The following is a 26,982-nucleotide window of genomic DNA, read 5'->3' on the forward strand; positions in this document are numbered from 1 at the left end:
AATAGCGAGTGCTGGTGGCCGGCTGGGTTTACTGCGCCAGCAAGCCGCCGTCGATGACTATCGGCTGCCCCATCACGTACGAGGAGTCCTCGGAGCACAGCCAGACGACGGCGTCGGCTATCTCCTCGGGGTCGCCGAGGCGTCCCGCGGGGATTCCCGCGGTGATGCGGTCCAGCTCCTCCGCGTTGTCCTCGCCCGCCTGTTGAACCATCGGGGTGTCGATGACGCCCGGACAGACGGCGTTGAAGCGGATCCCGTCGTCGGCGTAGTCGACCGTCGCCCGTCGAGTCAGCCCGATGACGCCGTGCTTACTGGCGGCGTAGTGTGCGCTCCCGTTCGCGCTCACGCCGGCAACCGACGAGGTGTTGACGATAGCGCCGCCGCCGCGTTCGATTATCTCGGGGATCTCGGCTTTCAGGCACCGCCAGACGCCCTTCAGGTTCACGTCGATCATCCGATCCCACTCCGCCTCGTCGTAGTCGGCGAGGCGCGCGCCCTCCTCCGCGATGCCGGCGTTGTTGTGCGCGAAGTCCAGGCCGCCGTACTCGTCGAGCGCGGTCTGTACCATCGCGGCCACGTCGTCGGAGTCGGTGACGTCGGTTCTGACGAACGTCGCGTCGCCGCCCTCGCTCTCGATCATCTCGACGGTCTCGCGGCCGCCGTCCTCGTCGACGTCGGCGACGACGACCTTCGCGCCTTCCTCGGCGAACCGAATCGACGACTGTCGACCGATTCCCGAGCCGCCACCGGTAACGACCGCGACTCCGCCTTGTATTCCGTTCATAGTATCAGCCGCCGCGCGATTGACGCGACAGCAACTAGTTAGTAGGCTTTTGTGAAGTAGCTATTGTATATATCCCTATCAGTAACTGTCGCCAGTATCGATCCCGGCGCGGCCGCCACGCACCCGCGTCTCTCTGCTGTGGTTCCGTCGGATCGGTGCCGAAGCGCGCGATTGACTCGAGACCGCCGATCCCCGCTCGTGGGCGCAGCGAACCGACGAACTGACGAGCGCCGCGCTCCCCGTCCCGCTCCGGACGCCGCCTCTCGCCTACGTCTCAGTGAACGCCGCGCCGGCCGCGGTGACCGTGACGGTCTCCGTCGGGTGGTCGTCGCCGACCGCGGCGTCGAGCGCGTCGAGCGCGAGTTCCTCGGCGTCCTCCGCGGCGAGTCCGTCTTCGTAGGTCGCTTCGAGGTGTTCCTGCGCGTCCGGTGCGCCGTCGCCGAGGGCGTTCGCGCGCCACTCGCGGGTCGCGCCCGAGGGGTCTACTTCCACGAGCGTCGGGCCGTCCGCGTTCCCGGCGACGAGGAGCGCGGTGCCGTACGGCCGCGCGCCCCCAGTCTGCGTGCGCTCCTGGACGTGGTCGGCGAGCGCGGTGGCGAGCGCGTCCGCAGCCATCGGTTCCTCGTACCGCACGCGCTCTTCCTGGGCGGTCTGGCGGGCGATGTCCACGAGGCGGCGGGCGTCCGCGGCGTGCCCGGCGGTGCCGACGGCGAGGTGGGCGTCCACGCGGTGGAGTTTCTCGATGCTGTCCGTCTCGACGAGCGGCGACCCGGCGTCGGGTGCGGCGGCGAGCACGACCGCGTCGCCGCCCCGGACGCCGACGACGGGCGCGCCCTGTCCGACGGCCTCCCGGGCGTACTCGACCTGGTAGAGCCTGCCGTCCGGCGAGAAGATGGTGGTGCCGCGGTCGTACGCCTGCTGGTCTTCCATCTCAGGCCACCTCCCCGGCGCCGGCGTACTCGTCGACCTGCACGCCCTCGCGGGTGACGGTGGCGACGGTGACGCCGTTCCCGCTCGCGGTGTCGCGCTCGCTCGCGCTCCCCACCGCGGACGCGGCGACCGCTCGCGCGTCTTCGGTCGTGAGGTCGTCGCGGTAGGCGTCTTCGAGCGCGCCGTACGCGAGTTGCATCCCGCTCCCGCCGGCGGCGTACGTGTCGCGGAGCACGCCGCCCGCGCCGTCCACCTCGAAGACGTGGCCGCCGGTGTCGTCGACGCCGCCGAGCAGGGGGCTGACCTGCAGGCCGGCGTTCCGGAGGACGTTTCCGGCGAGCGTGGAGAGCGCGGTCATCGATGGGGCTGTGTCGCGGCGGTCGGCGTACAACCGAGTTTCGGCGCGGAGGAGGCGAACGAACTGCTGGAGGTGGCCGACGGTGCCGGAGAGCGCCGCGGCGGCGGTCGGGTGCACGGGTTCGACCTTCCGGACGTGCTTGTTGGTGACGACGCGGCCGCCGATGCTGGCGCGTCGGTCGGCCGCGAGCACGACGCTCTCGCCGGCGGCGACGCCGACGACGGTGGTTCCGGTCTCCGCGCCGTCGCCGGATCCGGGCGAGACGAGACCTGGGTTCGATTCGTGGAGCGCGCGCCGACCGACCGGGTCGGGTTCCTGTGGTGTCTCCATACCCGTGCTTGGGCCGACCCACGCAAATATGTTAGCTAAAATATATTTTAGCGGCGGCGCGAACGATACAGCGGCCTCGCGAGCAGGAGGGCGGCGAGCAGGACGCACGCGCCGACGAGCACCGGGTCGAACGCGCTCCGGAGGCTGAACGACTCGAGCGAGGCGCCGACACCAACTGCGGCTATCGTCCACGGGAGCTCCCCCACAAGCGTCCCGGCGACGAACGCGCGCAGCGGGACACCAGCGATACCTGCGCCCGCGGACACGACTTCCGCCGGGGTCGGCGCGAGACGCGCCGCGACGACGCCCCGGGTGTCGCCTGCGGCCGCGAAGTACCGCTCCCCGCCGGAGCGAACGCGGCCGAGCACGCGCCCGGCGGTCGGCAGCCGGTCGCCGACGTAGTACGGGATCAGGCTCGTTCCGGCCGCGCCCAGGAGGGCTACCGGCACGCCGAGCGCGAGACCGTACTTGTACCCGACGAGCACCGAGAGGGCGGACACCGGCCACGCGAGGAACGGCCGCACGACGTACAAACCCACGAGAATCAAGGGAAACCACGGGCTCGCCACGACCCCGCGCACCCGCGCCAGCACGCCCTCCGGAACGAGCAGAGCCAGTGCGAGCACGCAGACGCCCGCCAGCGCCGCGAGCAGCGTCCGGCCCGCCACCGACACCATATCCCGGAATCCGGCGGCGAACGCTAAATGTCTTGTACTCCGCGGCCGGGTGCTACGGTATGGACGCGGTCGAAGCGGGCGTCGAACTCCTCGCCGCGATGGACGACGACACGCTCTCCGTCGCGGACGCCGTCGACCGACTCGAAGCCGTCACCACCCATCCCGAGAAGACCCGGCGCATCCTCGACGAGGCCGAATCCCGCGGCATCATCGACCGAGACGGCAGCGAGGTCACGTTCAACAAAGGCGGCTACGGCGGCTTCGACCCCGACATCGTCACGAAGGAAGGCGACTTCACGTGTCGACGCTGCGGCACCGGCATCTCCACCGGCTACTTCCTCAACCTCGAAACGGGCGAACTCGGCCCATTCGGCTCTTCTTGCGTCCGCAAAGTCACTGGTCGCGAATAGTCTCCCGCAGGGCCTCGATGCGCTCGCGCTGCTCCTCCAGGAGCGCCGACTGCTCGGCGAGGAGCGCCTCCTGCTCCGCGATGTGTTCCGCCTGCTGGTCGACGGTTCCCGCGAGGTCGTCCAGTTCCGCCCGCAGTTCCTCGACATCCACCGTCGGCTCCGGCTCGGGGCTCGACTCGGGCTCTTCTACCGCCACCTGCGCACTCGCCTGTCCGCCGCCTTCGCCCGCCTCGGCCGACGCGCCGTCCGGATCGTTCGCCTCGTCGCGGCCGCCGAGCGGTTCGAGGCTGTCGTTGTCGAACGCCACCGCGCTCGCCGACTCCGCTTCGGGGCGGTCGCTCGCCACCGCGCGCCGGAACTCCTGATAGTCGTCGGCGTCGTGCGCCGCGAACAGCGCGTCCTCCACGGTCTCCCGCACGTCCCGGAACGAGTCGTTCGGCGCCTTGATGCGCTGGGTTCGTCCGGTGGTTTCGAGGACGAGCTGGCTCGCGACGTTCCCCTCCTCCGTGTCGATATCGGTCACCTCGCCGAAGACGATCTCCTCGTAGTCCTCGTCCCAGACCGCCGCGCCGACGTGCTTCACCAGGCGGTCGCTCGTGACGATGAGCGTGAGTTCGCTGAACCGATACGTCCGCTTCACCGTCTCCCCCGCCGCGGTCACGTCAGCGTGGTTCAACACGCCCGCGATAATCGGATGGAGCGCGTCGTCCAGCTTCCCCGCGGGCACCGTCAGCGTGTCCTCGCCCTCCAGCCCGTAATCCAGCGTCACCTTCGACTTCCGCCGGCCCTCCGCCACCGTGATGCGCTCGGCGGCGTGCGAGTACTCCGTCACCGACTCGTCGCTCAACAGGCCGTCCGCCCGGTACGCGAGCGTGCGCGTCGCCGTAACGAACAACGCGTCCTCGCCGCGGAGCGGGATGCGCGCCGCGACGCTCTCACCGTCGAGCGCCGCGTCCACGGCCGCAGGTACGTCCATACCCCGGAAAAACGCACCTGCGGACATAAACCCGGCGGGTCACCCGGCCCAGATGAGAACCTTAATAGGCGACAGCCGTCTACCGGAAACCGAGCCCGGGTGGCTTAGTCTGGTCATAGCGCCGCACTCATAGGGTTCCGAGATTCGGTGCGGCAGCCATTCGGTGGCTGTGCGTGTCCCCCGAGGCCCGCCGAGCCTCGAACCTGGGACATGCGGAGGCCGAGGGTTCGAACCCCTCCCCGGGCATTTTCTGACGAATCGACGAGCGTTAGCGAGTCGTTCGTCGAAACGCCCCGTGAGGGTTCGAACGAGACGAGTCGCAGCGGCCGACCCGTGGGAGGCCGACCGTCTCGGCGTAGTTCAACGCGAGCGGGGTGAGCGTGCAGAACCCCCTCCCCGGGCATTTTCACGTCGTCGCTCGCATCGGTGAGCGACAGCCCCGTGAAAATGACGGGGTGGTCTCGCCGGGTGGGCGTCGGCGGGTGTTTTTATTTGTCGTGGGTGTGTCGGTTCGACTGATGTACGACCGTATTCTCTTGGCGACGGACGGGAGCGAGGCGTCCGCGGAGGCAGTCGAGCACGCGGTGGCGTTGGCGGAGGCGACGGGTGCGACGCTGCACGCGCTGTACGTGGTGGATGAGGACGTGTACTCGGCGTACTCGGGCGACGAGTACGTGCAGGAGCACGAGGGATTGGAGAGCGGGCTGGTGGAGTCCGGTGAGGACGCGCTCGCGGCGGTCGAGTCGGCGGCCGACGACGTGGACGTGGTGACCGAACTGGTGCACGGGCGGCCGTCGGACGAGATTCTCGCGTACGGGAACGAGCACGACGTCGACCTCATCGTCGTCGGGACGCGCGAGCGGTCGGCGGCGTACCGGAACCTCCTCGGGAGCGTGACGGAGCGCGTCGTCCGCATCGCGTCGCGGCCGGTGACGGTCGTGAAGACCCAGGTCGACTAGCGCGCGAGGCGCTGGCGGATCGCTGCTTCTATTTCGCGACTCCAGTAGAGGGTGGCGAGCGCGACGACGTAGACGAGGGTGGAGGCGTCCCACGTGTAGGCGGTCGCGCCGGCGAACGTGCTCGCGCCGAGCAGGGGGACGAGGAGGCTCATCGTGCAGCCGACGCAGGAGAACAGGCCGAGGACGGCGGACGCGACCATCCGTGTGGCGTCGAGCAGGCGGGCGTAGAGGACGTAGGAGAGCGCGAGGTAGCCGACGGCCTTGAACGGGACGATGGTGAGTTGGACGCCGAGCGCGCGGGCGGTGACGATGGGGCCCCAGCCGGGCAGCACCCACGAGACGGAGACCGTCGTGCCGCCGTGTGGTGGGTTGACGAGCGGGAGGAAGAGCAGGCCGCCGACGGTGGCGAGCACGGCGAAGTAGCCCGCGGCGAGCGCGCCCGCGACGAGCCTGGTTCGGGGGGCGGGGTCGCGGTCGCGAACCCAGCGGCGGGTGTGGAGGACGGCGAGCAGGCCGAGGTTAATCCAGACGAACGGGTAGACGACGTACCGCGGTTCGGTCACCCAGCCGGGCGTAATCGCGAGGTAGAAGACGACGAGCGTGAGTTCCGACCAGACGACGACCCCCCACGCGGCGAGCGTCTGGGGGTCGAACCGGTCGCGGACACCGGGCGCGCGCGTGGCCATACCCGTGGTTCGTGCTCCGGGGAGTAAAGCGGACTGGAGTCGGAGTGGACTGGGGCCGCGGCGGCGGACGACCGCACTGGCGTGTTCGCGATTTCGGCGTACGAGCACGCTCGATAAAATGTCTCGTGGCCGCTCGTCGCTCGATAAAACTCCCGCGTCTCTCTCGTGGAGCGCGTGAAACGTCCTGAAACCACCCCAACGGTTGACTCCTTATATGGGGGTGGGTCGTGTAGGGCTGGCTGTGATGTCGAGTCCTCCAACCCCTCACGAGAACAGCCGCGTCGGGTCGCAAACGCTCCCGCTCGGCGTTCCGAAACCCCTCGAAGCCGCCGGGTTCTGGAGCGCGGTCGCCCTCCCCTTCCTCTACGTCCCCCTGTTCGTCGCGGGACTCCCGTCGGCGGACGCGCAGGTCGCGTTCGCCGCGCTCGTCCTCGCGCACGCCGTGGCGCTCTTCCTCGGCCACGGCTACGAGGCTTAGTCCCGCCGCACCGCCGGATTCGTCACCGCTCCTCTGGCGGCCGAGCCGAACAGGTCTCCGTACTTCCGCAGCACGCCCGAGTCGTACTGGCGCTCGGGTTCCTCGCGCTCCCGGACGCGCTCTTCTATCTCGTGGCGGTCGAGGTCGACGGAGAGTTCGCGATTCGGGATGTCAACCGTCACGGTGTCGCCGTCCTCGACGCCCGCGATGGGGCCGCCGGCCGCCGCTTCGGGCGCGACGTGACCGATCATCGGACCGCGGGTCGCGCCGGAGAACCGGCCGTCCGTGAGGAGCGCCACGTCGTCCTCGTGGCCCTGCCCGACGACGGCGGCGGTGACGCCGAGCATCTCCCGCATCCCGGGGCCGCCCTGCGGCCCCTCGTTCCGGATGACGACGACGTCGCCGCTCGCGATTTTGCCCGTCTGGACGTACTCCATCGCGGCCTCCTCGTTCTCGAACACGCGCGCCGGCCCCTGGTGGTAGAGCTCGTCGTCGCCCGTCACCTTCAGGACTGCACCGTCAGGCGCGAGGTTCCCGGTCAAGACCTTGATCGCACCCTCCTCGTGGAGCGGGTCGTCCGTGGTGTAGAGGAAGTCAGTCTCGATGTCGTCGTCCGCGGGCAGGTCGAGTTCGTCGAGTTCCTCCGCGATGGTGCGGCCGGTGACGGTCATCGCGTCCCCGTGCATGTAACCGCCCTCGACGAGCCGGCGGATGACGACGGGGACGCCGCCGACGGCGTGGAGGTCGTTCATCACGCGCTCCCCGCCGGGCTGGAGGTTCGCGATCTTCGGCGTGCGGTCGCTGATGGTGTTGAAGTCCTCGATGTCGAGGTCGATACCGGCCTCGGCGGCGAGCGCGAGCAGGTGGAGGACGGCGTTCGTGGAGCCGCCGAGCGCGACCTGGAGCGCGATGGCGTTCTCGAACGACTCGCGGGTGAGGATATCCGAGGGTTTCCGGTCGTTCTCCACGGCGTCGAGCACGAGATCACCGGCGTCGCGCGCCACGTCGTAGCGCTCCTCGGACTCGGCGGGCGCGCTCGCAGATCCGAGGGGGGCGAGGCCGAGCGCTTCGCTGATGGAGGCCATCGTGTTCGCGGTGAACATCCCGCCGCAGGATCCCGCGCCGGGGCAGGCGTGACACGCCATCTCCTCGATTTCCTCCTCGTCCATCTTCCCCGAGGACACCGCGCCGACAGCCTCGAAGACGTTCTGCACGGTGATGTCGCGGCCGTCGTGCTCGCCGGGCATGATGGAGCCGCCGTAGAGGAAGACGGTCGGGAGGTCGGTGCGGATGGCCGCCATCATCATCCCGGGAAGGTTCTTATCGCAGCCGGCGACGGTGACGAGCGCGTCCATACGCTCGCCGAACGACACGAGCTCCACCGAGTCCGCGATGACCTCCCGGCTGATGAGGGACGCCTTCATGCCCTCGTGGCCCATCGAGATGGCGTCCGAGATGGTGATGGTGCCGAACTCGATGGGCATCCCGTCCGCGTCCTCGATGCCCTCGTAGGCCGCGGCGGCCACGTCGTCCAAGTGAACGTTACACGGCGTGATGTCGGCGGCCGGGTTGGCGACGCCGACCATCGGCTTCGCGAGGTCGTCTCGGTCGTAGTCCATCGCGTAGAACATCGCCCGGTGGGGTGCGCGTTCGGGGCCCTCCGTGACTTCCGCGCTCCGGAGTCCGGGTTCTTTCGTGGGGTGGTCGTTCATACCACGACCTGGCGCTCGGGACGAATAAACCCACCCGACCGAACAGACGTTGCCGGACGACCGGAAGCTACACCTCGCGGGAGCCCCCGATTCCGGGTATGCACGTCGCGGTCGCACACTATCCGGCGAGCGCGGGGCACGCCACCGGGATGCTCGCGGTCGCGCGCGAACTCGAAGCCCGCGGCGCCCGCGTCTCGCCCGCGGGCGGCGGTTCCGGCGGACGGTTCGCCGACCGCCTCGGGTACGACGAGGCCGTCCCCACACGCGTCGACTTCATCGGGGACTACCGGAACGGCGGCGGCCTCGCGGACGTTCTCACCGGCAGCCTCCCGGACAGCGCGCGCCGCGTCCGCGACGTCTACCGCTGGCTCCGCCGCGAGAACCCGGACGCGCTCGTGACGGACGACGCGTTCGCGGCGATGGCCGCGCCGATGGCGCGCGTCCCGCTCTACGTCTGCACCCACAGCGCGCCCGGCCTCTACGACGACCCGGTCGAGCGCGCGGGCGCGTGGACGCGTACCGCCTATCAGGTCGCGGCGGCCCGTGACTTCCTCTTCCCCGCCGTCTGGCCGCCCGGGGACGCCGACCCGATGGGCGTCTCGCGGGTTCCGCCGCTCGCCCTCGACGCGGACGCGCCCGCCGTCGGCGACCCGGACGTGGTGATGGTGCCGAGCACGTACTCGGACGAGCTCGACGCGGTCGCCGACGGCCTCCGCGAGAACGGGCGTCGCGTCACCGTCGTCGGCGGCGCGGACTGGGAGCCGGTGGCGTCGCTGCTCCCGACGCTGCGGGCCGCGAACCTCGTCGTCTGCCCCGACTACTCGACGGTGATGGGGGCCGCGGTCGCCGGCACGCCCACCCTCATCTATCCGTGCACGAGCGAGCAGCGCGGCGTCGCCCGCCTCGCCGCCCGCGCCACCGGCTTCCGCACCGTCACCAGTCCGGACGAGGTCGTCGCGGCCGCCGCCGACCCGCCCGACCCGCCCGCGTTCGAGAACGGCGCGGGCGTCGTCGCGGACGCCGTGCTCTCGTAGGCGTTACCGGTGTCGAAACCGGCTTTCCCGTACTCTCCGAGGTGTGTGTATGGCCGTTCGCGTCTCCGCGCCCGCCCGCCTCCACTTCGGATTCTGCAACCTCTCGCTCGCCCACGAGCGCCTCTACGGGAGCCTCGGCGTCGCGCTCGCCGAACCCCGCACCGTCGTCACCGCCGAACCCGCGGACCGCGTCGTCTGCGACCACCCGACCGCTCGCGAGTACGCAGAGCGCGTCGTCTCCCTCTTCGACGTGCAGGGAGCGCGGGTGACCGTGGAGTCCGAGTTGCCGCGGCACGTCGGCCTCGGGAGCGGCACCCAGCTCGCACTCGCCGTCCTCGCCGCGATAGCGCGCGCGCACGACCGCGAGCCACGCGTCAGGGAGCGCGCCCCCGCACTCGGCCGCGGCGGACGGTCCGGCGTCGGCGTCGCCGGGTTCGAGGCCGGGGGGTTCGTGCTTGACGCCGGCCACCCGACGGAGCGGTTCACGGTCGACGCGCCGGACCGCGGGTCGTGGACGGTGCCGGCAGTCGCGGCGCGCGAACCGGTTCCCGACGACTGGCGGTTCGTGCTCGCGCTCCCGGACGCGGACCCCGGCCGGCACGGCGACGCGGAGGAGACGAGCATGCGCACCGTCGTCGAGGACGCCGACCCCGGCGTCGCGGACGCCATCGCGGGCCTCGTCGTCCGCCGCGTCCTCCCCGCGGCCGCGGAGGGCGACTGGGGTCGGTTCGGCCGCGCCGTCGCGGAACTCGGCCGGCTGAACGGCAAGTGGTACGCGGACGAACAGGGCGGCGTCTACCGGCCGCCCGCGGGCGCGGTGGTGGACAGCCTCCGTGCGTCGCCCGCCGTCTCCGGCGCGGGCCAGTCCTCGTGGGGGCCGGCGGTGTACGCGGTCACGGACGCGACGCACGCCGCGGAAGCCCGCCTCGCCGCGCGGAACGCGCTCGACGACGCCGGCTGTGACGGTCGCGTGCGCGTCGTCCGTCCCGACAACGCGGGCGCACGCGTCGAACCCAACCCCAACTCGTAAGCACTCCCCCGCCGTCTCACCCGTATGGTTCGGATTCCGTTCGGTATCTCCCGGCTGGACGACCAGATCGGGGGCGGTGCGCCCGGCGGGAGCGTCGTCCTGCTCGCGGGCGAGGCCGGTGCCGGCGCACGCGAGTTCCTGTTCACGAGCGCCGTGATGAACGGGCTTGCGTACAACGACCCCGACCTCTTCGACCTCCACTACGGCGAGATCGGGTCGGCGGCCGAACTCCCCGCGGACGTCCACTACGTCTCCTTCACTGCGAGCGGGGACGAACTCCACCGCGAGGTGTCGCTGACGATGGACGACGACATCGTCGACGCCGGCCTGCAGTCGGTTCGGTTCAAAGACCTCTCCCCCGAGTTCTTCCAGTTGAGTCCGGTGCCCCGCGAGTGGTACGTCGGGCAGACCCGGTCGATCACCGACCTCGGCAAGGAGACCGACCGTCGGAGCGTCATCGAGGCGTTCGCGGACTACCTCGACGCGAACGCGCGGAACAGCCTCGTGGTCGTGGACTCCCTCACCGACCTCGTGAGCGCGCAGGCGGGCGCCCTCCAGTTCAGCGACATCGTGTACGCGCTCAAGGGGCTGCGGAAGGCGGCGCGGTCGTGGAACGGCCTCATCCTCCTCCACGTGAGTCAGGAGGCGCTGACGGAGGTGGAACTCGGCGACCTCGTGACGAGCGTGGACGGCACCATCCAGTTCGAGTGGGAGACCGGCGGAAACGAGCGCGTGCGGACGATGTTCGTCCGGGAGTTCCGGGGCGTGTTGTCCCAGCTGGAGGACGAGGACATCATTCGCTTCGAGACGGAGATCCACGAGGCCGGATTCGACGTGAGTAACGTCCGCAAGATTCGTTAACTCTCACTGACTTTTCCCGGGGTGAATTTTACCATCGCGGTCAAACACGTTAAGCCCCCGGCTCCCGAATTAGGGACGAATGCCGGACGGGACGAGTGAGACGACGAGGGAGGTATCCGTCTCCGGGGGCGCGGCGGAGTGGCTCGAAGCCCGGGCTGACGAGTCGAACCTGGACCCCGACGCGTTCCTGATGCGACTGGTCGCCGCGTTCCGCACCATCGAGGAGTCTGGAGACGTCTCCTTTGCGACGGAGAGCGAGCTCGACGACCTCTCCGGGGACGTGGCGGCGCTCGAAGACGATGTGGACGCGCTCCGGAGCGCGACCGAGGACGATCTCGAGGACGTCCGCGAGCGCGTCGTCGAGGTCGCTGAGGAACTCGACGAGAAGGCGGACGCCCAGCACGACCACTCCGAACTGACGGAGCGCATCGACACGGCGGTGGAGACGGTTCGGGAACTCCGTGAGGAGACGCGCGCCGTCTCCGAGGAAGTCGACGACCTCCGGGAGTGGGCGACGGACGGCTTCGAGAACTACGAGGACGTTCTCGAGTACCTCACGGAGACCACGGAGGAACTCGACGAGAAGGTCGGGACGCTCGCGCGCGTGCTCGTGGAGGTGCGGCGGTCGACGGGCTCGCTCGCCGCCGCGGAGGAGGAGCGCGCCGCCGCGGGCGCGCTGAAGCACATGGCGAACGAACAGGGCGTCCGCGAGGCCGTCTGCGGGGAGTGCGAGAACGCGGTCGACATCGCGCTCCTCACGGACGCGACGTGTCCGTTCTGTCAGAGCACGTTCTCCGGCGTGGAGTCCTCGCGGCGCTTCGGGCTGTTCCAGTCCGCGACGCTCACCACGGGCGAACGCCCCGCGCTGGAAGCGCCGGACGTCGCGGAGAGCCTCGACGACGAACTGGAGGAACTCGCCGATGAGTGAGGGCGAACGCGACAGCGGCGCGCCCGCAGACGAACGCGACGAGCAGCGCGCCGACGAGGGTCGCGAGGAGCGGAGCGCGCCGCTCTCCGACCTCGCGACGGGCGTTCGGGAGCGCGAGAGCGAGCGGGAGAGCGACGGCGAGTTCGACGACCTGTTCTCCGAGGTGGACGTGGGCGAGCTGGACGGCGAGCAGGCGTGGCGCGACCTGCTCGCGGAGGCGGAGGGCGAACCGCTCGCCATCGGCCAGCAGGTGGAGAGCGAGGAAGACCGGGACGTGCGCGTCATCGAGAACCGCACCTGCCACAACTGCCAGTACTTCGGCGAACCGCCCGAACTCCACTGCACCCACGAGGGAACCGAAATCCGTCGCGTCGTGGACACCGACCACTACGAGGTCGTGGACTGCCCGATGGTCGTGGACGAGGAGGAGTTCGACCTCCCCGACACCGAGTAGGGTCGCCGACGGGGCGAGGGGTTTTTTCGCCGGGCGCGGCTAGCCGGTGTATGCAATTCTGCGACGAGTGCGGGTCGATGATGCGAAAGGAGGACGGCGTCATGGTGTGCTCCTCGTGCGGCTACAGCGAGGCGCAGGACGAGGATCTCGCGGAGGCGTTCGTCTCCACGGACGCCCAGGACACCTCCGACGTCGTCGAGTCCGACCCCGAGAGCGGCGACGAAGGGAAGCCCACGGCGGAGGTCGAGTGCGACGCCTGCGGGAACGGCACGGCGTGGTACACGATCAAGCAGACCGGGTCGGCGGACGAACCGCCGACGCGCTTCTTCAAGTGTACGGAGTGCGGACACCGCTGGCGGAGTTACAGTTAGGCGACGAGGAGCCAGGCGGCGAACACGGCGCTGCTCCCGGCGAGCACGCTCACGACGGCGTGTTTGCGGAGGCGGTCGAGGGCGTGGTGGGCGTGCTCGTCGAGGTCGGCGGCGTCGTGGATTTCGCTCCCGACCTCACAGCGGGGGAGGAAGTCCATGGCGATGTGGAGGAAGATGCCGGCGGCGAACCCGAAGACGACACCCCTGAACTCGGGGCTGGCGGGTATCTGGAGCGCGCTGGCGGCGATAGCGGCGAGCCCGACGCCGGAGGCGGGGAGGAGGAGCATGCTGAGGGGGCGGTCGTTGCGTCGGAGGCGGCCGGCGGCGGCGTAGCCGGCGGGGCCCTTGTGGGAGACGATGGCGAGGCCGAGGAGCAGTCCGAGGTCGGGCATCGACCCGTAGACGATGCCGATGATTGCGCCGGCGGAGAGCGCGTGCGCGGCGATCTGCGCGGTGGTCGTGTCGAGCGGGAGGTCGCGGTGGGTGAGTTCGTGGCCGACGGTGTGCGCGGCGAACCCGGCGAGGACGCCGGCGGCGATGCCGAACCCGCCGAACTTGGGGTGCTGGCCGATGGCTTGCGGGACGAGGAAGGCGGCGGCGCTGGCTATCATCGCGCCGGCGGCGAGGCCGTACCCCCAGACGAGCGCGGTGGGGTTGCCGGCGGGCTTGCGGTAGCCGACGGCGGCGAACCCGAGCATGCCGAGGAAGGCCACCCAGGAGATGCCGAGGAGCTTGTACGATTCGGCGGTGACGGCGTACGCGGAGGCGGCGAGGAACGCGAGGACGCTGAGTGCGCCGACCACGACCGCCGGGCGATAGTTGTGATTCGAGAAGGCTCCGGAACTCATTCGTTAACAACATTGGGGGTGATATTATTAACACTGTCGGTGGTCGCCGGGTAGAAGAGGCTCGCGAGCGCACGAGACGTATGCGCGTCATCGACATGGACTGGGAGCGCGTCTGCTTCGCCAGCTGGCCGGTCAACCCCCGGCTCGTGGAGCGCTCGCTCCCCGACAGCGTCGACGCCGACACCTACGACGGCCAGGCCTACCTCTCCGTCGTCCCCTTCCTGATGGGCCGCGTCCGCCCCCGCCACGCCCCGCGCCGCGTCGGATTGGACTTCGCGGAACTCAACCTCCGCACGTACGTCGAACACGACGGCGACCCCGGCATCTACTTCTACAACCTCGACGCCGACGACCCCGTCGGCATCGCGCTCGCCCGTCGCCTGTTCAGCCTCCCCTACTACCGCGCCGACACCCGCGTCGAGCGCGTGCCCGACGACGGCACCCGCTTCGAGTCCACCCGCACCCACGGCGGCGTCCCCCAGTGTGCGTTCGCCGCGACCTACCGCCCCACCGAGACCCCCGCGAGGCCCGACTCCGGGAGTCTCACCGAGTGGCTCGTCGAACGCTACCGGTTCTACACGGAGGGCCGCAGTCGCCTCTGGTACGGCGAGGTGGAACACCCGCCCTGGGAAGTGGCCGACGCCGAAATCGCGTTCGACGACAACGACCTCTTCGCCGCGAACGGCTTCGACCACCCCGCGGGCGACCCGCACGTCGCGTACAGCCCCGGCGTCCCCGTCACCGCCCACCACCTCCGCCCCGCCTGAGAGGCCCGGCGCGCTGCCTGTCGTTTTATTGTCCGCGCGCCCCCACGTCCGCTATGAGTTCACCCACGTCCGCCGTCGTCGTCGGCGGCGGGTTCGGCGGCCTCTCGACTGCCTGCTACCTCGCGGACGCGGGCGTCGACGTGACGCTCCTGGAGAAGAACGACCAGCTCGGCGGCCGCGCGAGCGTCCTCGAAACCGACGGCTTCCGCTTCGACATGGGGCCCTCGTGGTACCTGATGCCGGACGTCTTCGAGTCCTTCTTCGCCGACTTCGGACACGCCCCCGAGGACTTCTACGCCCTCCAGCCCCTCGACCCGCATTACAGGATCTTCTTCAAGGACGGCGACCGCGTGGACATGACGGGCGACCTCGACCACGTTCGCTCCGTCTTCGAGTCCTACGAGTCGGGCGCGGGCGACGCGTTCGAGGACTACCTCGCGAAGAGCGAGCGCAACTACGACGTGGGCATGGAGCACTTCGTCTACGAGGACCGCCCCCGCCTCCGCGACTACCTCTCGCTCGACGTCGCCCGGAACGCCCGCGGCCTCAGCCTCCTCGGGTCGATGGAAGACCACGTCGAGAACTACTTCGAGAACGAGAAACTCAAGCAGATCGTCCAGTACTCGCTCGTGTTCCTCGGCGGCAGCCCCAGCAACACGCCCGCGCTCTACAACCTCATGACGCACGTCGACTTCAACCTCGGCGTCCACTACCCCGAGGGCGGGATGCGCGGCGTCGTCGACGGCATCGTCACGCTCGCGGACGACCTGGGCGTCACCTTCCACACCGGCGCCGCCGTCGAGCGCATCCAGCCCCGCGAACCCGGGTTCACCGTCGCCACCGCGGACGCCGAGTACGAGGCCGACGTCGTCGTGAGCGACGCCGACTACGCGCACACCGAACAGGAACTCCTGCCCGCCCAGTACCGCCAGTTCGACGAGGCCTACTGGGAGTCCCGAACCTACGCGCCCTCCGCGTTCCTCCTCTACCTCGGCGTCGAGGGCGACGTGGATCCGCTCGCCCACCACACGCTCGTCCTCCCCACCGACTGGGACGAGCACTTCGCGGAGATATTCGACGACCCCGTGTACCCCGACGACCCCGCCTACTACGTCTGCGTCCCCTCCGACACGGACGACACCGTCGCGCCCGACGGCCACAGCAACCTCTTCGTCCTCGTCCCGATCGCCCCCGGCCTCGACGACACCCCTGAGATTCGCGCGGAGTACCGCGACCTCGTGCTCGACGACCTCGCCGAGAACACCGGCGTCGACGTCCGCGACCGCATTGTCGTGGAGGAATCGTTCTCCGTGAACGACTTCGCGGAGCGCTACAACAGCTACCAGGGCACCGCGCTCGGGATGGCGCACACGCTCACTCAGACGGCGCTGTTCCGCCCGCCGCACGCGAGCGAGTCCTGCGACGGCCTCTACTTCACGGGCGCGAACACCACGCCCGGCATCGGCGTGCCGATGTGCCTCATCTCGGGCGAACTCACCGCCGACTACGTGCTGTAGATGGACTTTCGGTACCTCCTCACGCTCTCTCGGCCGCGGTTCTGGCTCTACCTCGCCGGTCCCGTCCTCGTCGGCGCGACCTACGCCGCCACCGGACTGAGCGACCTCACGAGTCCGGTCGTGCTCGCGCTCGCAGCGTACTTCCTCGTGCCCGCGAACGTCTTCCTCTACGGCGTCAACGACGTCTTCGACCGCGACGTGGACGAACATAACCCCAAGAAGGACGAAAAGGAAGCGCGCTACCGCGGCTCCCGGGACGCGCTCGTCGCCGTCGCCGCGACTGGCGTGCTCGGCCTCGGGACGTTCGCCGTCACGCCGGCCGTCGCGTGGCCGTGGCTCGCCGGCTTCTTCGCGCTCGCCGTCGGGTACAGCGCGCCCCCCGTTCGCTTCAAGACCACGCCCCTCCTCGACTCCGCCTCGAACGGCCTCTACGTCCTCCCCGGCGCGGCCGCGTACGCCGCGCTCGCCGGCCACCATCCCCCACTGCTCGCCGTCGTCGGCGGCTGGCTGTGGACGATGGGAATGCACACGTTCAGCGCCATCCCCGACATCGTCCCGGACCGGGAGGCCGGCATCCGCACCACCGCGACCTGGCTCGGCGAACCCAAGACGTACGCGTACTGCGTCGCGGTGTGGACGCTCGCGGCCCTCGCGTTCGCCGCGCTCGACCTCCGGCTGCTCGCCGTCTTCGCGATATACCCCGCGTTCTGCGCGTGGGTCGCGCGCTCCGCCGTGTCGGTCGAGCGCGCGTACTGGTGGTTCCCGTACCTGAACGGACTCGCCGGCATGACGCTCACGCTCGCCGGCCTCTGGAGGCTCTATGGATAGACGCACCGTCGAAGAACGGCTGGAGCGCCTCGTCCGCGAGAACCGCTTCACCGTCGCCGTCGTCTTCCCGCTCGTCGGCGCGCTCACGCTCGTCGCGAGCGAAATGGGCGTCCTCCCGCCGCCGCTCGCGTTCAACCCCGCGTTCGTGCTGTTCGGCACGCTCGTCATGCGCCTCCCGCTCGTCGCCGGCTTCCTCCCCCTCGTCGGTCGCCGGGAAGCCGTCGCGCTCGCCGGCCTCACCACCTACACGTACCTCGTGGAGTACGTCGGCGTCCACACCGGCCTCCCCTACGGCGAGTTCGAGTACCTCGTCAGCCTCGGCCCGATGCTCGCCGGCGTCCCCGTCGGCCTCCCCGTCTTCTTCTTCCCGCTCGTCCTGAACGCCTACCTCCTCGTCCTCCTCGTCGTCCGCGCGAACACGCCCGGCTGGGTGCGGGTCGCGCTCGCCGTCCTCGTCGTGGTTCTCGGCGACCTCGTCCTCGACCCCGCCGCCGTCAGCCTCGGGTTCTGGCGGTACGCCAGCGGCGGCGTCTACTACGGCGTCCCCCTCTCGAACTACCTCGGCTGGATAGTCTCCGCCACCGTGGCCATCGCGTTCGTCGAGTACGCGTTCAGCCCGCGCGCGCTCGCCGGACGCCTCGCGCGCTGCGAGTTCATGCTCGACGACCTCGTGAGCTTCGTCCTGCTCTGGGGCGCCGTCAACCTCGTGTACGCGAACTGGCTGCCCGCGCTGCTCGCCGCACTCGGCGTGGCAGTGCTCGTCAGAACCGAGCGCTTCGACTTCCGGGTTCGTTAGAGCGTCGCCACGTCTTCTTCGCGCTCCCGGTCGCCCTCGGGTGCGCCCGTCCGGTCTGACGGTACCGCGCTCACCGCGTCGAACACCGCTTCCGGGTCGTCGTTGCGCCACCACCGCCAGCTCGTCTTCGCCGTCACGTACAGCTTCCGGGGGAGGCTGAGGCTCGGGCGCTCCGAGAGCACGTCGAACCCCTGCCGGCGGATGAGCCGGTGGTGTTCCGCGTACAGGACTGCCGCCAGCAGGACGGGGAACTGGCAGTCGCGGGGGAGGTACTTGATGCCCGCGACGCCCTCCCGGTAGAGCGCCTCCGCGCGCGACAGCTCCGACTGGAGCGCTGTCCTCAACCCCTCCGAGGGCTCGTGGTTCCGCAGTTGGTCGATCGTGACGCCGTTCGACCGCAAGCGCTCCATCGGCACGTACACGCGGTCGAGGTCGTCGATGTCCTCGCGAACGTCCCGGATGAAGTTCGTGAGCTGGAACGCCTTCCCGAGTGCGCCGGCGTGCGGCAGCGCCGCGTCCGCGTTCTCCCGCTCGGGGTCCATCAGGTACACCATCATGTGCCCGACGGACACCGCAGACCCCCGCATGTACTCGTCGAGGTCGGCCGCAGTCTCGTACGTCTGCTGCTCGATGTCGGCCTCCATCGTGTCCAGGAACACCTCGACCTCGCCGTCCGGGATGCCGTACGTCTCCTTCACGTCCGCGAACGCCGCGAGCACGTCGTCCTCGGGCGTCCTGTCGCCCAGCACGCCCTCGCGAATGCGTTCGAGTTCGGCGCGCTGCTCCGCCGCCGCCAACGACTCGTCGCCGTCGACGACCTCGTCCGCGACGCGGAAGAACCCGTAGAGGACGTACGTTCCGCGTCGCACACGCTCCGGGAGGAGTCGCGTCGCGAGATAGAACGTCTTTCCCGTCCGTCGGTGTATCGACTTCGCCGTCGCGACCTGCTCCCGGGAGACCATAGATACCTCGAAGGGACGGCCGCCTGCGACTTAGTTGTGCGGGGCTACCGGCGTGCGTTCTCCCCGAGCGCGGCGTGCGCGCGCCGCACGACCCAGCGAAGTCGCGCCCGATGGCACGCGAAACCCGAGGCGGTCCTCGTACGTGCCGTCACACCGCCCCGGAAGCTTGTTCGCACCCGAACTTACAGGTCAGTGATGGCGTCGAGCAGTTCGCCGGGCGTCGTGTCGTGGAACTCGACGCGGTAGGACGCGTCCACGACCGGCGCGTCCACGTCCACGACGCGTTCGAGCGCGATAGGGGTTCCCGAGACCACCGCGTCCGGGCCGACGGCGTCGATGGTCGCTTCGAGGTCGGCGCACTGCGCGTCCGAGTACCCCATCGCGGGGAGCACGCGGTCGAGGTGGTCGTACGACTCGAGCACGTCCGCGATGGAGCCGACCGCGGCCCCGCGCGGGTCGAGGCGTTCCGCCGCGCCGTACTCCGCCGCGGCGACCGTTCCCGCACCGTACGTCGCGTCGCCGTGCGTGAGCGTCGGCCCGTCCTCCACCACGAGCACTGACGCGCCCCGAATTCGTTCGGGGGCGTCCACGGACACCACGGAGTCCGCGTGATACACCGGCGCGTCCGAGTTCGCGTCCCGTATCCGTCGGACGGTCTCCGACACCTGGTCGTCGCTCGCGGAGTTCTCCTTGTTCACGACGACGGCGTCCGCGGCCCGGAGGTTCGCCTCCCCCGGATGGTAGGTGTCCGTGTCCGCGGCCCGGAGCGGGTCGGCGAGCACGACGTGCGCGTCCGGCCGCACGAACGGCAGTTCGTTGTTCCCGCCGTCCCAGACCAGCACGTCGTTCTCGTCGCTCGCGCGCGCCAGCACCGCCTCGTAGTCCACGCCAGCGTACACCGTGTGGTCGCGCTCCACGTGCTGTTCGTACTCCTCGCGCTCCTCTACGGTCACCGATTCGAGGTCTGCCGTCGATTCGAAGCGCTGCACGCGGTTCGCGGCGAGGTCGCCGTACGGCATCGGCTCTCGAACCACGCCCACGTCGTAGCCGCGGGACTGGAGTTCGTCCGCGAACGCCCGCGAGAGCTGTGACTTCCCGCAGCCCGTCCGCACGGCGTCCACCGCCACCACCGGCACGTCCACGTCAAGTTGCATCTCGTTCGGTCCGATCAATCGGAACCCCGCGCCCTCGCTGAGCGCGCGCGACGCGGTGTGCATCACGTGCTCGTGCGAGACGTCGGAGTAGGAGAAGACGACGGTGTCCACGCCCTCCTCGCGAACGATGTCCTCTAACTTCGCTTCGGGGCGGATGGGGATGCCGTCCGGGTATCGGGGACCGGCGAGTTCGGGCGGGTAGCGGTCGTGTCCCTGCTCGGTTTCGCCGAGGTTCTGGTCGGGCGCGCGCGTGAACGCCACGACTTCCACGGCGTCGTCGTCCCGGAAGACGGTGTTGAAGTCGTGGAAGTCGCGGCCCGCCGCGCCCGTGATGACAACGCGTTCTGCCATACCGAGAGCACGAGGGGGACGCCCAAAAGTCCGGAGGCCGCCTAGGGAGACGGTCGGGGGGGAAGCAGCGGCGGCAGGCGAGCGCGGTCGACCGCGCCCTCCCCCCGCGCGAGCACGTCCGGCCGCCGCTCGCCAACCCGAAAACGGACGGTCTATCCGGTGACTGTGCCAGCGACGAGGTCTGCGAGCGTGCCAGTCACGCTGTACGCGGGCGTGTCAACCCGGATCGTGGTCGCCTCGGAGATGTCGCTGAATCGGAGGTGGAGTTCGTACAGGCCGTCGTCGCCGATGGGCGCGGCCTCCTGCTGGTCGGAGTCGACGGCCGTCGCCCACGCGTACGCGCCGCTGTACGCCGGGTCGACGCGGCCGTCGATGTGGTAGGCGGCCGGTTTATCGAAGTCCGTGCCCGCCATCGGGTACCCCCGGTCGTGCCACGTCCAGAACCCCTCGTCGATGACGTACACGTCCGTGTAGCCCGCGGCCTGGAGGGTGGACGCGCGGATCGCGGAGAGGTGGTGGGGACAGCCGCAGTAGGCGACGACGCGGTCGTCGGTCGGCCAGCCGTCCACCGGGCCGCCCGCGGCCTGGGGTTGGGCGGGGCTGTTCACCGCGCCGTAGATGTGCGCGTGCTCGTACTGGGTCTTCGGGCGGGCGTCCACGAACCGCGCTTCGCCACGGTCGTACCAGTACTTCGCCACGTCGATGGGCGCGAGCTTCACGGTCTGTCCGTTCACGTCCAGCGTCTCGAACGCGGCCGTGTCGATGGAGCGCTCCGCGGGCCGGCCGCCGAACTCGGGCGGCACGCCGTCCGCGGGAGCGGGGTCGTCGGGGTAGTCGCCGTTCCGCACGAACGCCGTCTTCAGGTTCCCCGGGTGGTAGAACGCGGACGACCCGGTGCCGTTCTCGGCGCTGCCGCTGCCGATTCCGAGGCAGCCGGCGAGTCCGGCGGCCGCCGCGCCGCCCATCGCGCCGAGGAACGCGCGTCGGTTCATACCCGAGGCAGGGACTCCGGTAAGTTAGGGTTGACGCAGTCGGCTACGCACGCGCTACGTCAGTGACGACGCCGAACGTCGCCCAGCCGTCGCCCGCGTTCCGTCCGACCACGAGGTCGTCGCCGTCGGTCACCAGCCGGTAGTCGGCGTCGTCGTCCACTCGGGCGGCTTCGCCCTGGAAGTCCTCCTGGAAGAACTCCGTGCTCTCGATTTCGAACTCGTGCGTCTCGCCGTCCGCGAACGTCAACAGGACGGGGTCGGGCGCGACGTTGTACACGCGTTTCGCGTGCTCGTTCAGGCTCATACCCGCCGTGAGGGCGCGCACTGGCAAGGCGGTGTCGGGAGCGCAACGCCTACGGCGGCCTCCCGCGAACCCGGGCACATGAAACTCGCTCGCGCCCGCATCGACGGCGAGGTCGTCGAGGGACGCTACGAGGACGGGACGCTCGTCACCGATGACGCCGCGCACGACGTGGCCACCGAGGACTTGCTCGCGCCGTGTTCACCGTCGGCGCTCTACTGCGTCGGCCGGAACTACGCGGCGACGCTCGACCAGATGGAGTACGAGCGCCCCGACCAGCCCGACTTCTTCATCAAGCCGCCCGTGTCCGTCATCGGCCCCGGAGACGCGATTCCGTATCCGAGTTTTTCGGAGGAGGTGACGTACGCCGGCGAACTCGCCGCCGTCATCGACGAGGAGTGCACCGACCTCACCGAGGACGAGGTCCCCGACGCGGTGCGCGGGTACACCATCATGAACGACGTGGACGCGCTCGACCAGCCCGGCCGCACCGCCCGGAAGGCGTTCGACGGCTCCGGCCCGCTCGGCCCCTGGATAGCGACCGACCTCGACCCCACCGGTATCGACATGCACACCGTCGTGGACGGCGAGCGCCGCCAGGAGTCGAACACGGAACTGATGCTGTTCGACCCCCGCGAGATCATCGCGTTCCTCAGCGAGCGATTCACGTTTCAGGCCGGGGACGTGGTCGCGTTCGGCAGTCCCGCGAACCCCGGAACGATCGAACCGGGAAGCGAGGTCGCCATCACGTACGAGGGCGTCGGCACTCTCCACAACACCGTCCGCTAGAGGCGTTCCGGGTTCTCGACGGTTCGCTCTTCGTCGTCGGCGTCGCCCGTGTTCAGGGTGCCCGCGGGTTCGACGAGCAGGACTTTCGCCTCGCCGTCGCGCGCGACCGGCCTGTGTTCGACGCCCGCCGGAACGACGACGAGTTCGCCCGCCGCGAGTTCGACGGGGTCGTCGTCGCGGACTTCGATGTCGAGGCGGCCGTCGAGGACGTAGAACAGTTCGTCCGCGTCCTCGTGGGCGTGCCAGACGAACGCGCCCTCCAACCGTGCGGCCTTCACGTGCTGGGCGTTCGCCTCGGCGAGCACGCGCGGACTCCACTGCTCGCTGAACGAGTCGAAGGCGTCGTCGACGCTGACTTTCTCCATACGTCACGATGGATGGCGGACGGAATGAGGGTTCGGGACGGGGAACCATAGCACGGTCGGGCGTATCCGGGGGGTTCTTCCGTCCCCGTCGCGTCCTCTCGAACCCAATGGGCTTCGGAAGCTACGACGAATCCGAGCAGAAAGACCAGAGCGCGAACGTGGACGAGGACGCGGGCGTGAACGTCCACGAGAACGACCACGAGGGCGAGGTCGCGCTGGAGGGCGGCGACGACACGGACGCGCTCGTGGACGCGCTCAGCGACATGAAAGACAGCGACGACGAAGACTAAGGCCCCGGCGCGCTCGTTTTCGGTCGTGCGCGAGACGCACGACAAACTGGTTCGAGACGGCGTTCCTGACGTGATTCGAGCGAACGGCGAGACGCCGGAACTCGAACGCGTCTCGGGTGCGGAGTACCGGGAGCGACTGCACGAGAAACTGGACGCGGCGGTCGCGGAGTTCCACGACGACCCGTCGGCCGCGGAACTGGCGGACGTGCGCGCCGTCCTCGACGCGGTCGAGCGTTCTGGTAGCGAGTAACACGCCACCGGGCCTTTCAGAACCCGTTTAGGCGCGAATCGTCTCTTTCGGGTAATGAGTTACAAGATCGGTCTCGTGGGCAAGCCCTCGGTGGGGAAGTCCACGTTCTTCAACGCGGCGACGATGGGTGACGTGCCCGAGGGCGCGTACCCGTTCACGACTATCGACCCCAGCCTCGGCGAGGCGTACGTCCGCGTGGACTGCGCGGCCCCGGACTTCGACGAGACGTGCGAGCCGAACACGGGCTACTGCCGGGACGACAAGCGCTTCGTCCCCGTGAAACTCGTGGACGTGGCGGGCCTGATTCCGGGCGCGCACGAGGGGAAGGGCCTCGGGAACCAGTTCCTCACCGACCTGAACGAGGCGGACGTGCTCGTGCACGTCGTGGACTTCTCCGGGGAGACGGACATGGAGGGCGAACCCACGGAGGGCCACGACCCCCGCGACGATATCGACTTCCTCGAAGACGAACTCGACCAGTGGTACCTCTCCATCCTGGAGAAGGGCATCGAGCGCTTCGAGACCCGGCACATGGCCGAGACGGAACTCGAGGTCGAACTCGCGGAGCAGATGAGCGCGTTCGGCACGAACAAGGACGAGATCAAGCAGACGATTCTCTCGCTCGGCCTCGAACTCGACCCCGCGACGTGGGACGAAGCAGACGAACTCGAACTCGCCCGCGAAATCCGCAAACGCACGAAGCCGATGGTCGTCGCGGCGAACAAGATGGACACGCCCGAGGCCCGCGCGAACTACGAGGAAATCACGAGCGACCCCGACTACGACCACCTCACCATCGTCCCGTGCAGCGCGCACGCCGAGAAGGCGCTTAAGACCGCAGAAGAGAACGGCGTCGTCGAGTACACGCCCGGCGCGAGCGACTTCGAGATCACCGGCGACGTGAGCGACGAGCAGGCCGCGGGCCTCGACCAGATTCGGGAGTTCGTCGCCGAGTTCGACGGCTCCGGCGTCCAGCGCGCGCTCGAAGCCGCGCTGTTCGAGGAACTCGACGCCGTCGCCGTCTTCCCCGGGAGCGCGAACGGGAACTGGACGAACGGCCCGTTCCCCGACTGCTTCGTCCTCCCCGCGAACGCGACCGCCGAGGACTTCGCGTACCACCTCCACTCCGACATCGGCGACGGCTTCCTCCACGCTATCGACTGCCGGACCGAACGCCAGATCGGCGCGGACACCGAACTCGAAACCGGCGACGTGGTCGAAGTCATCTCCACGAACCAGTAACCACCAGAAGGCATTTCGTCCTACTGACGGTTCCTCCGGAAAGCTCCCTCTCTCTCGTCGGTGGTTCGTTCGAACCGCGCCGCTCGCCGCGCTCGCGCTCGCCGGGTGTAGTTCGTCGCGGGAATCCGGTGTCACCGACATTTCCCTGACGAACCACACCGCAACCGAGGTGACGGCCATCGTTCGGGTCGTTCGCGAGGACGACACGCGATTACTCGACGACACGGTTTCGATCGCCGCTGGGGCGACTCGAACGTACGAAAACCCCATTGAGGGGTCGACGGTTCGCGTCACTGTCGATGTCGAGAACGGGCCGGAGGGGACGCGTGAGTGGACGGAGTGGGCGAATGATTCGTCCGGGTTGTTTGTCGATATACGCGAGCGGGATGTGTCGTTCTCCGTGGTCGCCGCCTAGTACTCTGCTTCGAGGTAGCCGCCGATGTAGCCGCCCGCGGCGCTCAGCGCGGCGGTGAAGCCGACGGCGAACACGACGACGAAGAGGATGGCGACGACGCCGAGCGCGGCGAACTCGATGGGGGCGAAGGGGAGCGCGCCCGCGAACAGCGCGAGTACGAGAATGAGTGGGAGGGAGGCGACGATGCCGGAGATCGCGCCGACGCGCGCGCCGTCGCCGGGGCCGTTCGCCTGGAGGTAGCCGGCGGCCGCGCCGCCGAGGAGGGGCGAGACGCCCGTGAAGGAGAGGACGACCGTGACTGCGGCGCCGATGAGGGCGTTGATGAGGGTGTTCTCTTTCGCCATACGCGTCAGGACGCGGCCCCGGGATAAGTCGGTTGTGCCGGCTCAGGCGCGCGCGGCGGTGACGGTGCGCTGCCACGCGGCGAGCCAGTCGCCGAGAGAGGCCGCGAGCGAGCCGTAGTCGGGGCTGACGGTGGCGTCGGGGGTGCGGACGTACCGGTCGAAGTCCTCGGGGAGCGCGGCGTCCTCGATGACGGGGAGCGACCCGGTGAGAACCGCGATTCGGCCCTGCACGTTCGGTTCCAGCAGGAATCTGGTGAACCTGTCGACGTGCTTCGCGTTCGCGGCGTCCGCGAACCGGCCGACGCCCACGACGTGCCGATAGGCGTCGCCGTCGAGGAACTGTACGCGGTAGCGTTCGAGGTCGAGCCGATCGCGTGCCGCGAACAGCGGCGTCGTGGACGTGCCGACGAGCACGCCGCCGAGCCCGTTCCGGTACGCGGTTCGCGCGTCCGCGCTGGACGCGACGAGGTGCGCGCCCGCGTCGAGGAACTCGCGCCAGCGCTCGCAGGCCTCGCGGAGGCCGAACTCGTGGATCGACCACGCGAAGAACGCGAGGCCGAGCGCGTCCGTCCGCGGGTCGGGGACGAGCGTCAACGGCGCGCGTCCGGGAGCGAAGAACTCTGCGAACGACGTGGGCGGCGCGACTCGCGTCTCGTCGTACACGAGACACACGTCGGAGCGCGTGACCGGGAGCACGCGCGCTTCGGGGTCGAACTCGTACGCGTCGATCACTTGACCGTAGCCACTTGCCGCCGTGAACAGGCCGTCGGTGCGCTCGCGTGCGGTGGCGAGCGCCCCGGGGGTCACGCCGAGGAACGCGTCCGCGTCGACCGCTGCGCCCTGCAGGTGGCGAGCGACGTACGCCGACAGCGCGCCGGGCGGCGTCTCCCAGGAGAGCGTGGCGGTCGTGCGCGCCCGGAACTCCTCCGCGAGCCAGGTTCCGGCGACTTCGGCGTCCGGACTGGACGCGACGAACTCTCGGGTCGCGCCCGCCGTCAACGCCTCTCGGGGCGTGCTGGAGTTCGCACAACCGGCGAGTCCGGCGAGCGCGCCGGAGGCGAGCGAGGTGAGGAGGGCGCGACGACGCATCACTCGGTTGTCGTTACACGACGGCCTTATGCTTTTACTACCTACACGCCGCCGTGCATCGCCTGGTTCTCGCCGTCGACGAGGTTGTGGAGGCGGCGCTCGGAAGACCCGAACTGGCGTTGGCAGCGGTCAACCCACGAGGTCGTGTCCTCGATGGATGGGTGCTTGGCGGTCGATGCGGCGGGTCGTGTCGTACTCTGGCTCATCTGGGTGGTGTGGATTCGGGTGGGTAGCGGGCGGAACTGGCCGGGGCGTGCTGGCGTGCGGGTGCGCGTACGGATAGCATCACGAGTACTCCCAAACGCGAGACTATCATAAATGTTCATGTTCGTACTGGGTGTTGCCGCCGCGACCAATGCTACCACACATATCGGATGACTTTACCGTCTCCCCACCCAAGAGAGGCTGTGAGCGAAGAAAGTGGCCGCCGGAACCTCCGGATGCCAAACGACGACGAAGTCTTCGCCGTGGTCTCCCAACACAACGGGGGCAACCACGTCGAACTCCAGTGCGCAGACGGAAAGACTCGAATGGGCCGCATCCCCGGTCGCATGAAGTACCGCGTCTGGATCAACGAGGGCGACGTCGTCCTCGCCGAACCCTGGGACTGGCAGGACGAGAAAGCCAACGTCGAATGGCGCTACGACGACCAGGCCGCGGAACAACTCCGCGAAGAAGGCCACATCGACTAACCCGACTTCTCA

Annotated in this window: 35 protein-coding genes and 1 tRNA gene; 20 read left to right on the forward strand and 16 right to left on the reverse strand. The window is 69.4% G+C overall.

Annotated features, from left to right (window positions below):
- Nucleotides 1-28: 28 nt before the first annotated feature.
- From FQU85_RS06690 to FQU85_RS06705, 4 genes are all read right to left on the reverse strand, one after another.
- Entirely contained in the window at nucleotides 29-784 is a 756-nt protein-coding gene (locus FQU85_RS06690; protein ID WP_145845981.1) for a glucose 1-dehydrogenase, read from the reverse strand.
- A 267-nt stretch (nucleotides 785-1,051) separates the two neighbouring features.
- Nucleotides 1,052-1,714, reverse strand: a complete 663-nt coding sequence (locus FQU85_RS06695; RefSeq protein WP_145845984.1) for an archaeal proteasome endopeptidase complex subunit alpha — start codon at nucleotides 1,712-1,714, stop codon at nucleotides 1,052-1,054.
- A 1-nt stretch (nucleotide 1,715) separates the two neighbouring features.
- Nucleotides 1,716-2,402: a proteasome subunit beta gene (locus FQU85_RS06700; protein WP_145845988.1), complete on the reverse strand. Its 687-nt coding sequence runs from the start codon at nucleotides 2,400-2,402 to the stop codon at nucleotides 1,716-1,718.
- Nucleotides 2,403-2,449: 47 nt separating this feature from the next.
- Nucleotides 2,450-3,079: a TVP38/TMEM64 family protein gene (locus FQU85_RS06705; protein WP_145845991.1), complete on the reverse strand. Its 630-nt coding sequence runs from the start codon at nucleotides 3,077-3,079 to the stop codon at nucleotides 2,450-2,452.
- Nucleotides 3,080-3,138: 59 nt separating this feature from the next.
- Here FQU85_RS06705 and FQU85_RS06710 point away from each other — a divergent pair, with 59 nt between their 5' ends.
- Complete coding sequence (locus FQU85_RS06710; RefSeq protein WP_145845993.1) at nucleotides 3,139-3,489, forward strand: DUF5830 family protein; 351 nt, start codon at nucleotides 3,139-3,141, stop codon at nucleotides 3,487-3,489.
- Here FQU85_RS06710 and FQU85_RS06715 read toward each other — a convergent pair.
- Nucleotides 3,473-4,465 carry a hypothetical protein gene (locus FQU85_RS06715; protein WP_145845997.1) on the reverse strand — a complete coding sequence of 331 codons (993 nt, stop codon included), beginning with the start codon at nucleotides 4,463-4,465 and terminating at the stop codon, nucleotides 3,473-3,475. The two genes, FQU85_RS06710 and FQU85_RS06715, sit on opposite strands and share 17 nt — an antisense overlap.
- A 93-nt stretch (nucleotides 4,466-4,558) precedes the next feature.
- Between FQU85_RS06715 and FQU85_RS13305 the strand changes: the two genes are divergently transcribed.
- Together FQU85_RS13305 and FQU85_RS06725 are read left to right on the forward strand one after the other, a co-directional pair.
- A tRNA-Met gene (locus FQU85_RS13305) sits at nucleotides 4,559-4,711 on the forward strand.
- 272 nt (nucleotides 4,712-4,983) lie between these two features.
- Complete coding sequence (locus FQU85_RS06725; protein WP_145845999.1) at nucleotides 4,984-5,424, forward strand: universal stress protein; 441 nt, start codon at nucleotides 4,984-4,986, stop codon at nucleotides 5,422-5,424.
- Here the strand turns inward: FQU85_RS06725 and FQU85_RS06730 are convergent.
- The gene (locus FQU85_RS06730; protein ID WP_145846001.1) at nucleotides 5,421-6,110 is read right to left on the reverse strand and encodes a hypothetical protein; all 690 of its coding nucleotides are present in this window, start codon (nucleotides 6,108-6,110) and stop codon (nucleotides 5,421-5,423) included. The two genes, FQU85_RS06725 and FQU85_RS06730, sit on opposite strands and share 4 nt — an antisense overlap.
- Before the next feature lie 244 nt (nucleotides 6,111-6,354).
- On the opposite strand from FQU85_RS06730, the gene FQU85_RS06735 reads away from it, so the two are divergent.
- On the forward strand, nucleotides 6,355-6,588 hold the full coding sequence (locus FQU85_RS06735) for a hypothetical protein (protein ID WP_145846003.1): 234 nt from the start codon (nucleotides 6,355-6,357) through the stop codon (nucleotides 6,586-6,588).
- On the opposite strand, the gene ilvD is transcribed toward FQU85_RS06735, so the two are convergent.
- Nucleotides 6,585-8,300 (reverse strand): dihydroxy-acid dehydratase, encoded by a 1,716-nt coding sequence (ilvD, locus tag FQU85_RS06740; RefSeq protein WP_145846007.1) that lies wholly within the window; start codon nucleotides 8,298-8,300, stop codon nucleotides 6,585-6,587. The genes FQU85_RS06735 and ilvD overlap by 4 nt on opposite strands.
- Before the next feature lie 98 nt (nucleotides 8,301-8,398).
- Between ilvD and FQU85_RS06745 the strand changes: the two genes are divergently transcribed.
- The 6 genes from FQU85_RS06745 to FQU85_RS06770 all read left to right on the forward strand — a co-directional run bounded on the left by FQU85_RS06745 (nucleotide 8,399) and on the right by FQU85_RS06770 (nucleotide 12,978).
- Nucleotides 8,399-9,334: a hypothetical protein gene (locus tag FQU85_RS06745; RefSeq protein ID WP_145846011.1), complete on the forward strand. Its 936-nt coding sequence runs from the start codon at nucleotides 8,399-8,401 to the stop codon at nucleotides 9,332-9,334.
- 49 nt (nucleotides 9,335-9,383) lie between these two features.
- On the forward strand, nucleotides 9,384-10,364 hold the full coding sequence (locus tag FQU85_RS06750) for a beta-ribofuranosylaminobenzene 5'-phosphate synthase family protein (protein ID WP_145846013.1): 981 nt from the start codon (nucleotides 9,384-9,386) through the stop codon (nucleotides 10,362-10,364).
- 24 nt (nucleotides 10,365-10,388) lie between these two features.
- Nucleotides 10,389-11,225: an HTR-like protein gene (locus tag FQU85_RS06755; protein WP_145846015.1), complete on the forward strand. Its 837-nt coding sequence runs from the start codon at nucleotides 10,389-10,391 to the stop codon at nucleotides 11,223-11,225.
- Nucleotides 11,226-11,304: 79 nt separating this feature from the next.
- The gene (locus tag FQU85_RS06760) at nucleotides 11,305-12,153 is read left to right on the forward strand and encodes a hypothetical protein (protein WP_145846019.1); all 849 of its coding nucleotides are present in this window, start codon (nucleotides 11,305-11,307) and stop codon (nucleotides 12,151-12,153) included.
- Nucleotides 12,146-12,607 carry a hypothetical protein gene (locus FQU85_RS06765; protein ID WP_145846023.1) on the forward strand — a complete coding sequence of 154 codons (462 nt, stop codon included), beginning with the start codon at nucleotides 12,146-12,148 and terminating at the stop codon, nucleotides 12,605-12,607. The genes FQU85_RS06760 and FQU85_RS06765 overlap by 8 nt, the downstream gene beginning before the upstream one ends.
- A 50-nt stretch (nucleotides 12,608-12,657) precedes the next feature.
- On the forward strand, nucleotides 12,658-12,978 hold the full coding sequence (locus FQU85_RS06770) for a transcription factor S (RefSeq protein WP_145846025.1): 321 nt from the start codon (nucleotides 12,658-12,660) through the stop codon (nucleotides 12,976-12,978).
- Here FQU85_RS06770 and FQU85_RS06775 read toward each other — a convergent pair.
- Nucleotides 12,975-13,826 (reverse strand): ZIP family metal transporter, encoded by an 852-nt coding sequence (locus FQU85_RS06775; protein WP_145846029.1) that lies wholly within the window; start codon nucleotides 13,824-13,826, stop codon nucleotides 12,975-12,977. The genes FQU85_RS06770 and FQU85_RS06775 overlap by 4 nt on opposite strands.
- Before the next feature lie 80 nt (nucleotides 13,827-13,906).
- On the opposite strand from FQU85_RS06775, the gene FQU85_RS06780 reads away from it, so the two are divergent.
- Genes FQU85_RS06780 through cruF form a run of 4 tightly spaced genes read left to right on the forward strand, consistent with a single transcriptional unit; the run spans nucleotide 13,907 to nucleotide 17,734 of the window.
- Entirely contained in the window at nucleotides 13,907-14,593 is a 687-nt protein-coding gene (locus FQU85_RS06780) for a YqjF family protein (RefSeq protein WP_145846031.1), read from the forward strand.
- Between the two features lie 53 nt (nucleotides 14,594-14,646).
- Entirely contained in the window at nucleotides 14,647-16,110 is a 1,464-nt protein-coding gene (locus tag FQU85_RS06785) for an NAD(P)/FAD-dependent oxidoreductase (RefSeq protein WP_145846033.1), read from the forward strand.
- Nucleotides 16,111-16,938 carry a prenyltransferase gene (locus tag FQU85_RS06790; RefSeq protein ID WP_145846036.1) on the forward strand — a complete coding sequence of 276 codons (828 nt, stop codon included), beginning with the start codon at nucleotides 16,111-16,113 and terminating at the stop codon, nucleotides 16,936-16,938.
- Nucleotides 16,931-17,734 (forward strand): bisanhydrobacterioruberin hydratase, encoded by an 804-nt coding sequence (gene cruF, locus FQU85_RS06795; protein ID WP_145846039.1) that lies wholly within the window; start codon nucleotides 16,931-16,933, stop codon nucleotides 17,732-17,734. The genes FQU85_RS06790 and cruF overlap by 8 nt, the downstream gene beginning before the upstream one ends.
- Here cruF and FQU85_RS06800 read toward each other — a convergent pair.
- The 4 genes from FQU85_RS06800 to FQU85_RS06815 all read right to left on the reverse strand — a co-directional run bounded on the left by FQU85_RS06800 (nucleotide 17,731) and on the right by FQU85_RS06815 (nucleotide 21,497).
- The gene (locus tag FQU85_RS06800) at nucleotides 17,731-18,696 is read right to left on the reverse strand and encodes a phytoene/squalene synthase family protein (protein ID WP_145846042.1); all 966 of its coding nucleotides are present in this window, start codon (nucleotides 18,694-18,696) and stop codon (nucleotides 17,731-17,733) included. The two genes, cruF and FQU85_RS06800, sit on opposite strands and share 4 nt — an antisense overlap.
- Nucleotides 18,697-18,878: 182 nt before the next feature.
- The gene (locus tag FQU85_RS06805) at nucleotides 18,879-20,201 is read right to left on the reverse strand and encodes a GTPase (protein ID WP_145846047.1); all 1,323 of its coding nucleotides are present in this window, start codon (nucleotides 20,199-20,201) and stop codon (nucleotides 18,879-18,881) included.
- A gap of 152 nt (nucleotides 20,202-20,353) precedes the next feature.
- Complete coding sequence (locus FQU85_RS06810) at nucleotides 20,354-21,193, reverse strand: rhodanese-like domain-containing protein (protein ID WP_145846050.1); 840 nt, start codon at nucleotides 21,191-21,193, stop codon at nucleotides 20,354-20,356.
- A gap of 43 nt (nucleotides 21,194-21,236) precedes the next feature.
- On the reverse strand, nucleotides 21,237-21,497 hold the full coding sequence (locus tag FQU85_RS06815; RefSeq protein WP_145846054.1) for a transcriptional regulator: 261 nt from the start codon (nucleotides 21,495-21,497) through the stop codon (nucleotides 21,237-21,239).
- A 78-nt stretch (nucleotides 21,498-21,575) separates the two neighbouring features.
- On the opposite strand from FQU85_RS06815, the gene FQU85_RS06820 reads away from it, so the two are divergent.
- Entirely contained in the window at nucleotides 21,576-22,283 is a 708-nt protein-coding gene (locus FQU85_RS06820) for a fumarylacetoacetate hydrolase family protein (protein WP_145846058.1), read from the forward strand.
- On the opposite strand, the gene FQU85_RS06825 is transcribed toward FQU85_RS06820, so the two are convergent.
- Entirely contained in the window at nucleotides 22,280-22,648 is a 369-nt protein-coding gene (locus FQU85_RS06825) for a cupin domain-containing protein (RefSeq protein ID WP_145846059.1), read from the reverse strand. The two genes, FQU85_RS06820 and FQU85_RS06825, sit on opposite strands and share 4 nt — an antisense overlap.
- A 107-nt stretch (nucleotides 22,649-22,755) precedes the next feature.
- Here FQU85_RS06825 and FQU85_RS06830 point away from each other — a divergent pair, with 107 nt between their 5' ends.
- The 4 genes from FQU85_RS06830 (at nucleotide 22,756) to FQU85_RS06845 (ending at nucleotide 24,845) form a co-directional block, all read left to right on the forward strand.
- Nucleotides 22,756-22,938: a DUF5786 family protein gene (locus FQU85_RS06830; protein ID WP_145846064.1), complete on the forward strand. Its 183-nt coding sequence runs from the start codon at nucleotides 22,756-22,758 to the stop codon at nucleotides 22,936-22,938.
- 25 nt (nucleotides 22,939-22,963) lie between these two features.
- Entirely contained in the window at nucleotides 22,964-23,188 is a 225-nt protein-coding gene (locus tag FQU85_RS06835; protein WP_145846068.1) for a nucleoside triphosphate pyrophosphohydrolase, read from the forward strand.
- Nucleotides 23,189-23,242: 54 nt separating this feature from the next.
- A complete protein-coding gene (locus FQU85_RS06840; protein ID WP_145846074.1) occupies nucleotides 23,243-24,430 on the forward strand; it encodes a redox-regulated ATPase YchF in 1,188 nt (395 codons plus the stop codon).
- Between the two features lie 169 nt (nucleotides 24,431-24,599).
- Nucleotides 24,600-24,845: a hypothetical protein gene (locus tag FQU85_RS06845; protein WP_145846079.1), complete on the forward strand. Its 246-nt coding sequence runs from the start codon at nucleotides 24,600-24,602 to the stop codon at nucleotides 24,843-24,845.
- Here the strand turns inward: FQU85_RS06845 and FQU85_RS06850 are convergent.
- Genes FQU85_RS06850 through FQU85_RS13310 form a run of 3 tightly spaced genes read right to left on the reverse strand, consistent with a single transcriptional unit; the run spans nucleotide 24,842 to nucleotide 26,484 of the window.
- Nucleotides 24,842-25,189, reverse strand: a complete 348-nt coding sequence (locus FQU85_RS06850) for a DUF5518 domain-containing protein (RefSeq protein ID WP_145846081.1) — start codon at nucleotides 25,187-25,189, stop codon at nucleotides 24,842-24,844. The genes FQU85_RS06845 and FQU85_RS06850 overlap by 4 nt on opposite strands.
- Before the next feature lie 42 nt (nucleotides 25,190-25,231).
- Nucleotides 25,232-26,278 carry an extracellular solute-binding protein gene (locus FQU85_RS06855; RefSeq protein ID WP_145846085.1) on the reverse strand — a complete coding sequence of 349 codons (1,047 nt, stop codon included), beginning with the start codon at nucleotides 26,276-26,278 and terminating at the stop codon, nucleotides 25,232-25,234.
- Between the two features lie 41 nt (nucleotides 26,279-26,319).
- Nucleotides 26,320-26,484 (reverse strand): hypothetical protein, encoded by a 165-nt coding sequence (locus tag FQU85_RS13310; RefSeq protein ID WP_168219945.1) that lies wholly within the window; start codon nucleotides 26,482-26,484, stop codon nucleotides 26,320-26,322.
- Between the two features lie 201 nt (nucleotides 26,485-26,685).
- Here FQU85_RS13310 and FQU85_RS06860 point away from each other — a divergent pair, with 201 nt between their 5' ends.
- Nucleotides 26,686-26,970, forward strand: a complete 285-nt coding sequence (locus FQU85_RS06860; RefSeq protein WP_145846089.1) for a translation initiation factor eIF-1A — start codon at nucleotides 26,686-26,688, stop codon at nucleotides 26,968-26,970.
- Nucleotides 26,971-26,982: the final 12 nt, after the last annotated feature.

The organism is Salarchaeum sp. JOR-1 (assembly GCF_007833275.1).
GTDB lineage: Archaea > Halobacteriota > Halobacteria > Halobacteriales > Halobacteriaceae > Salarchaeum.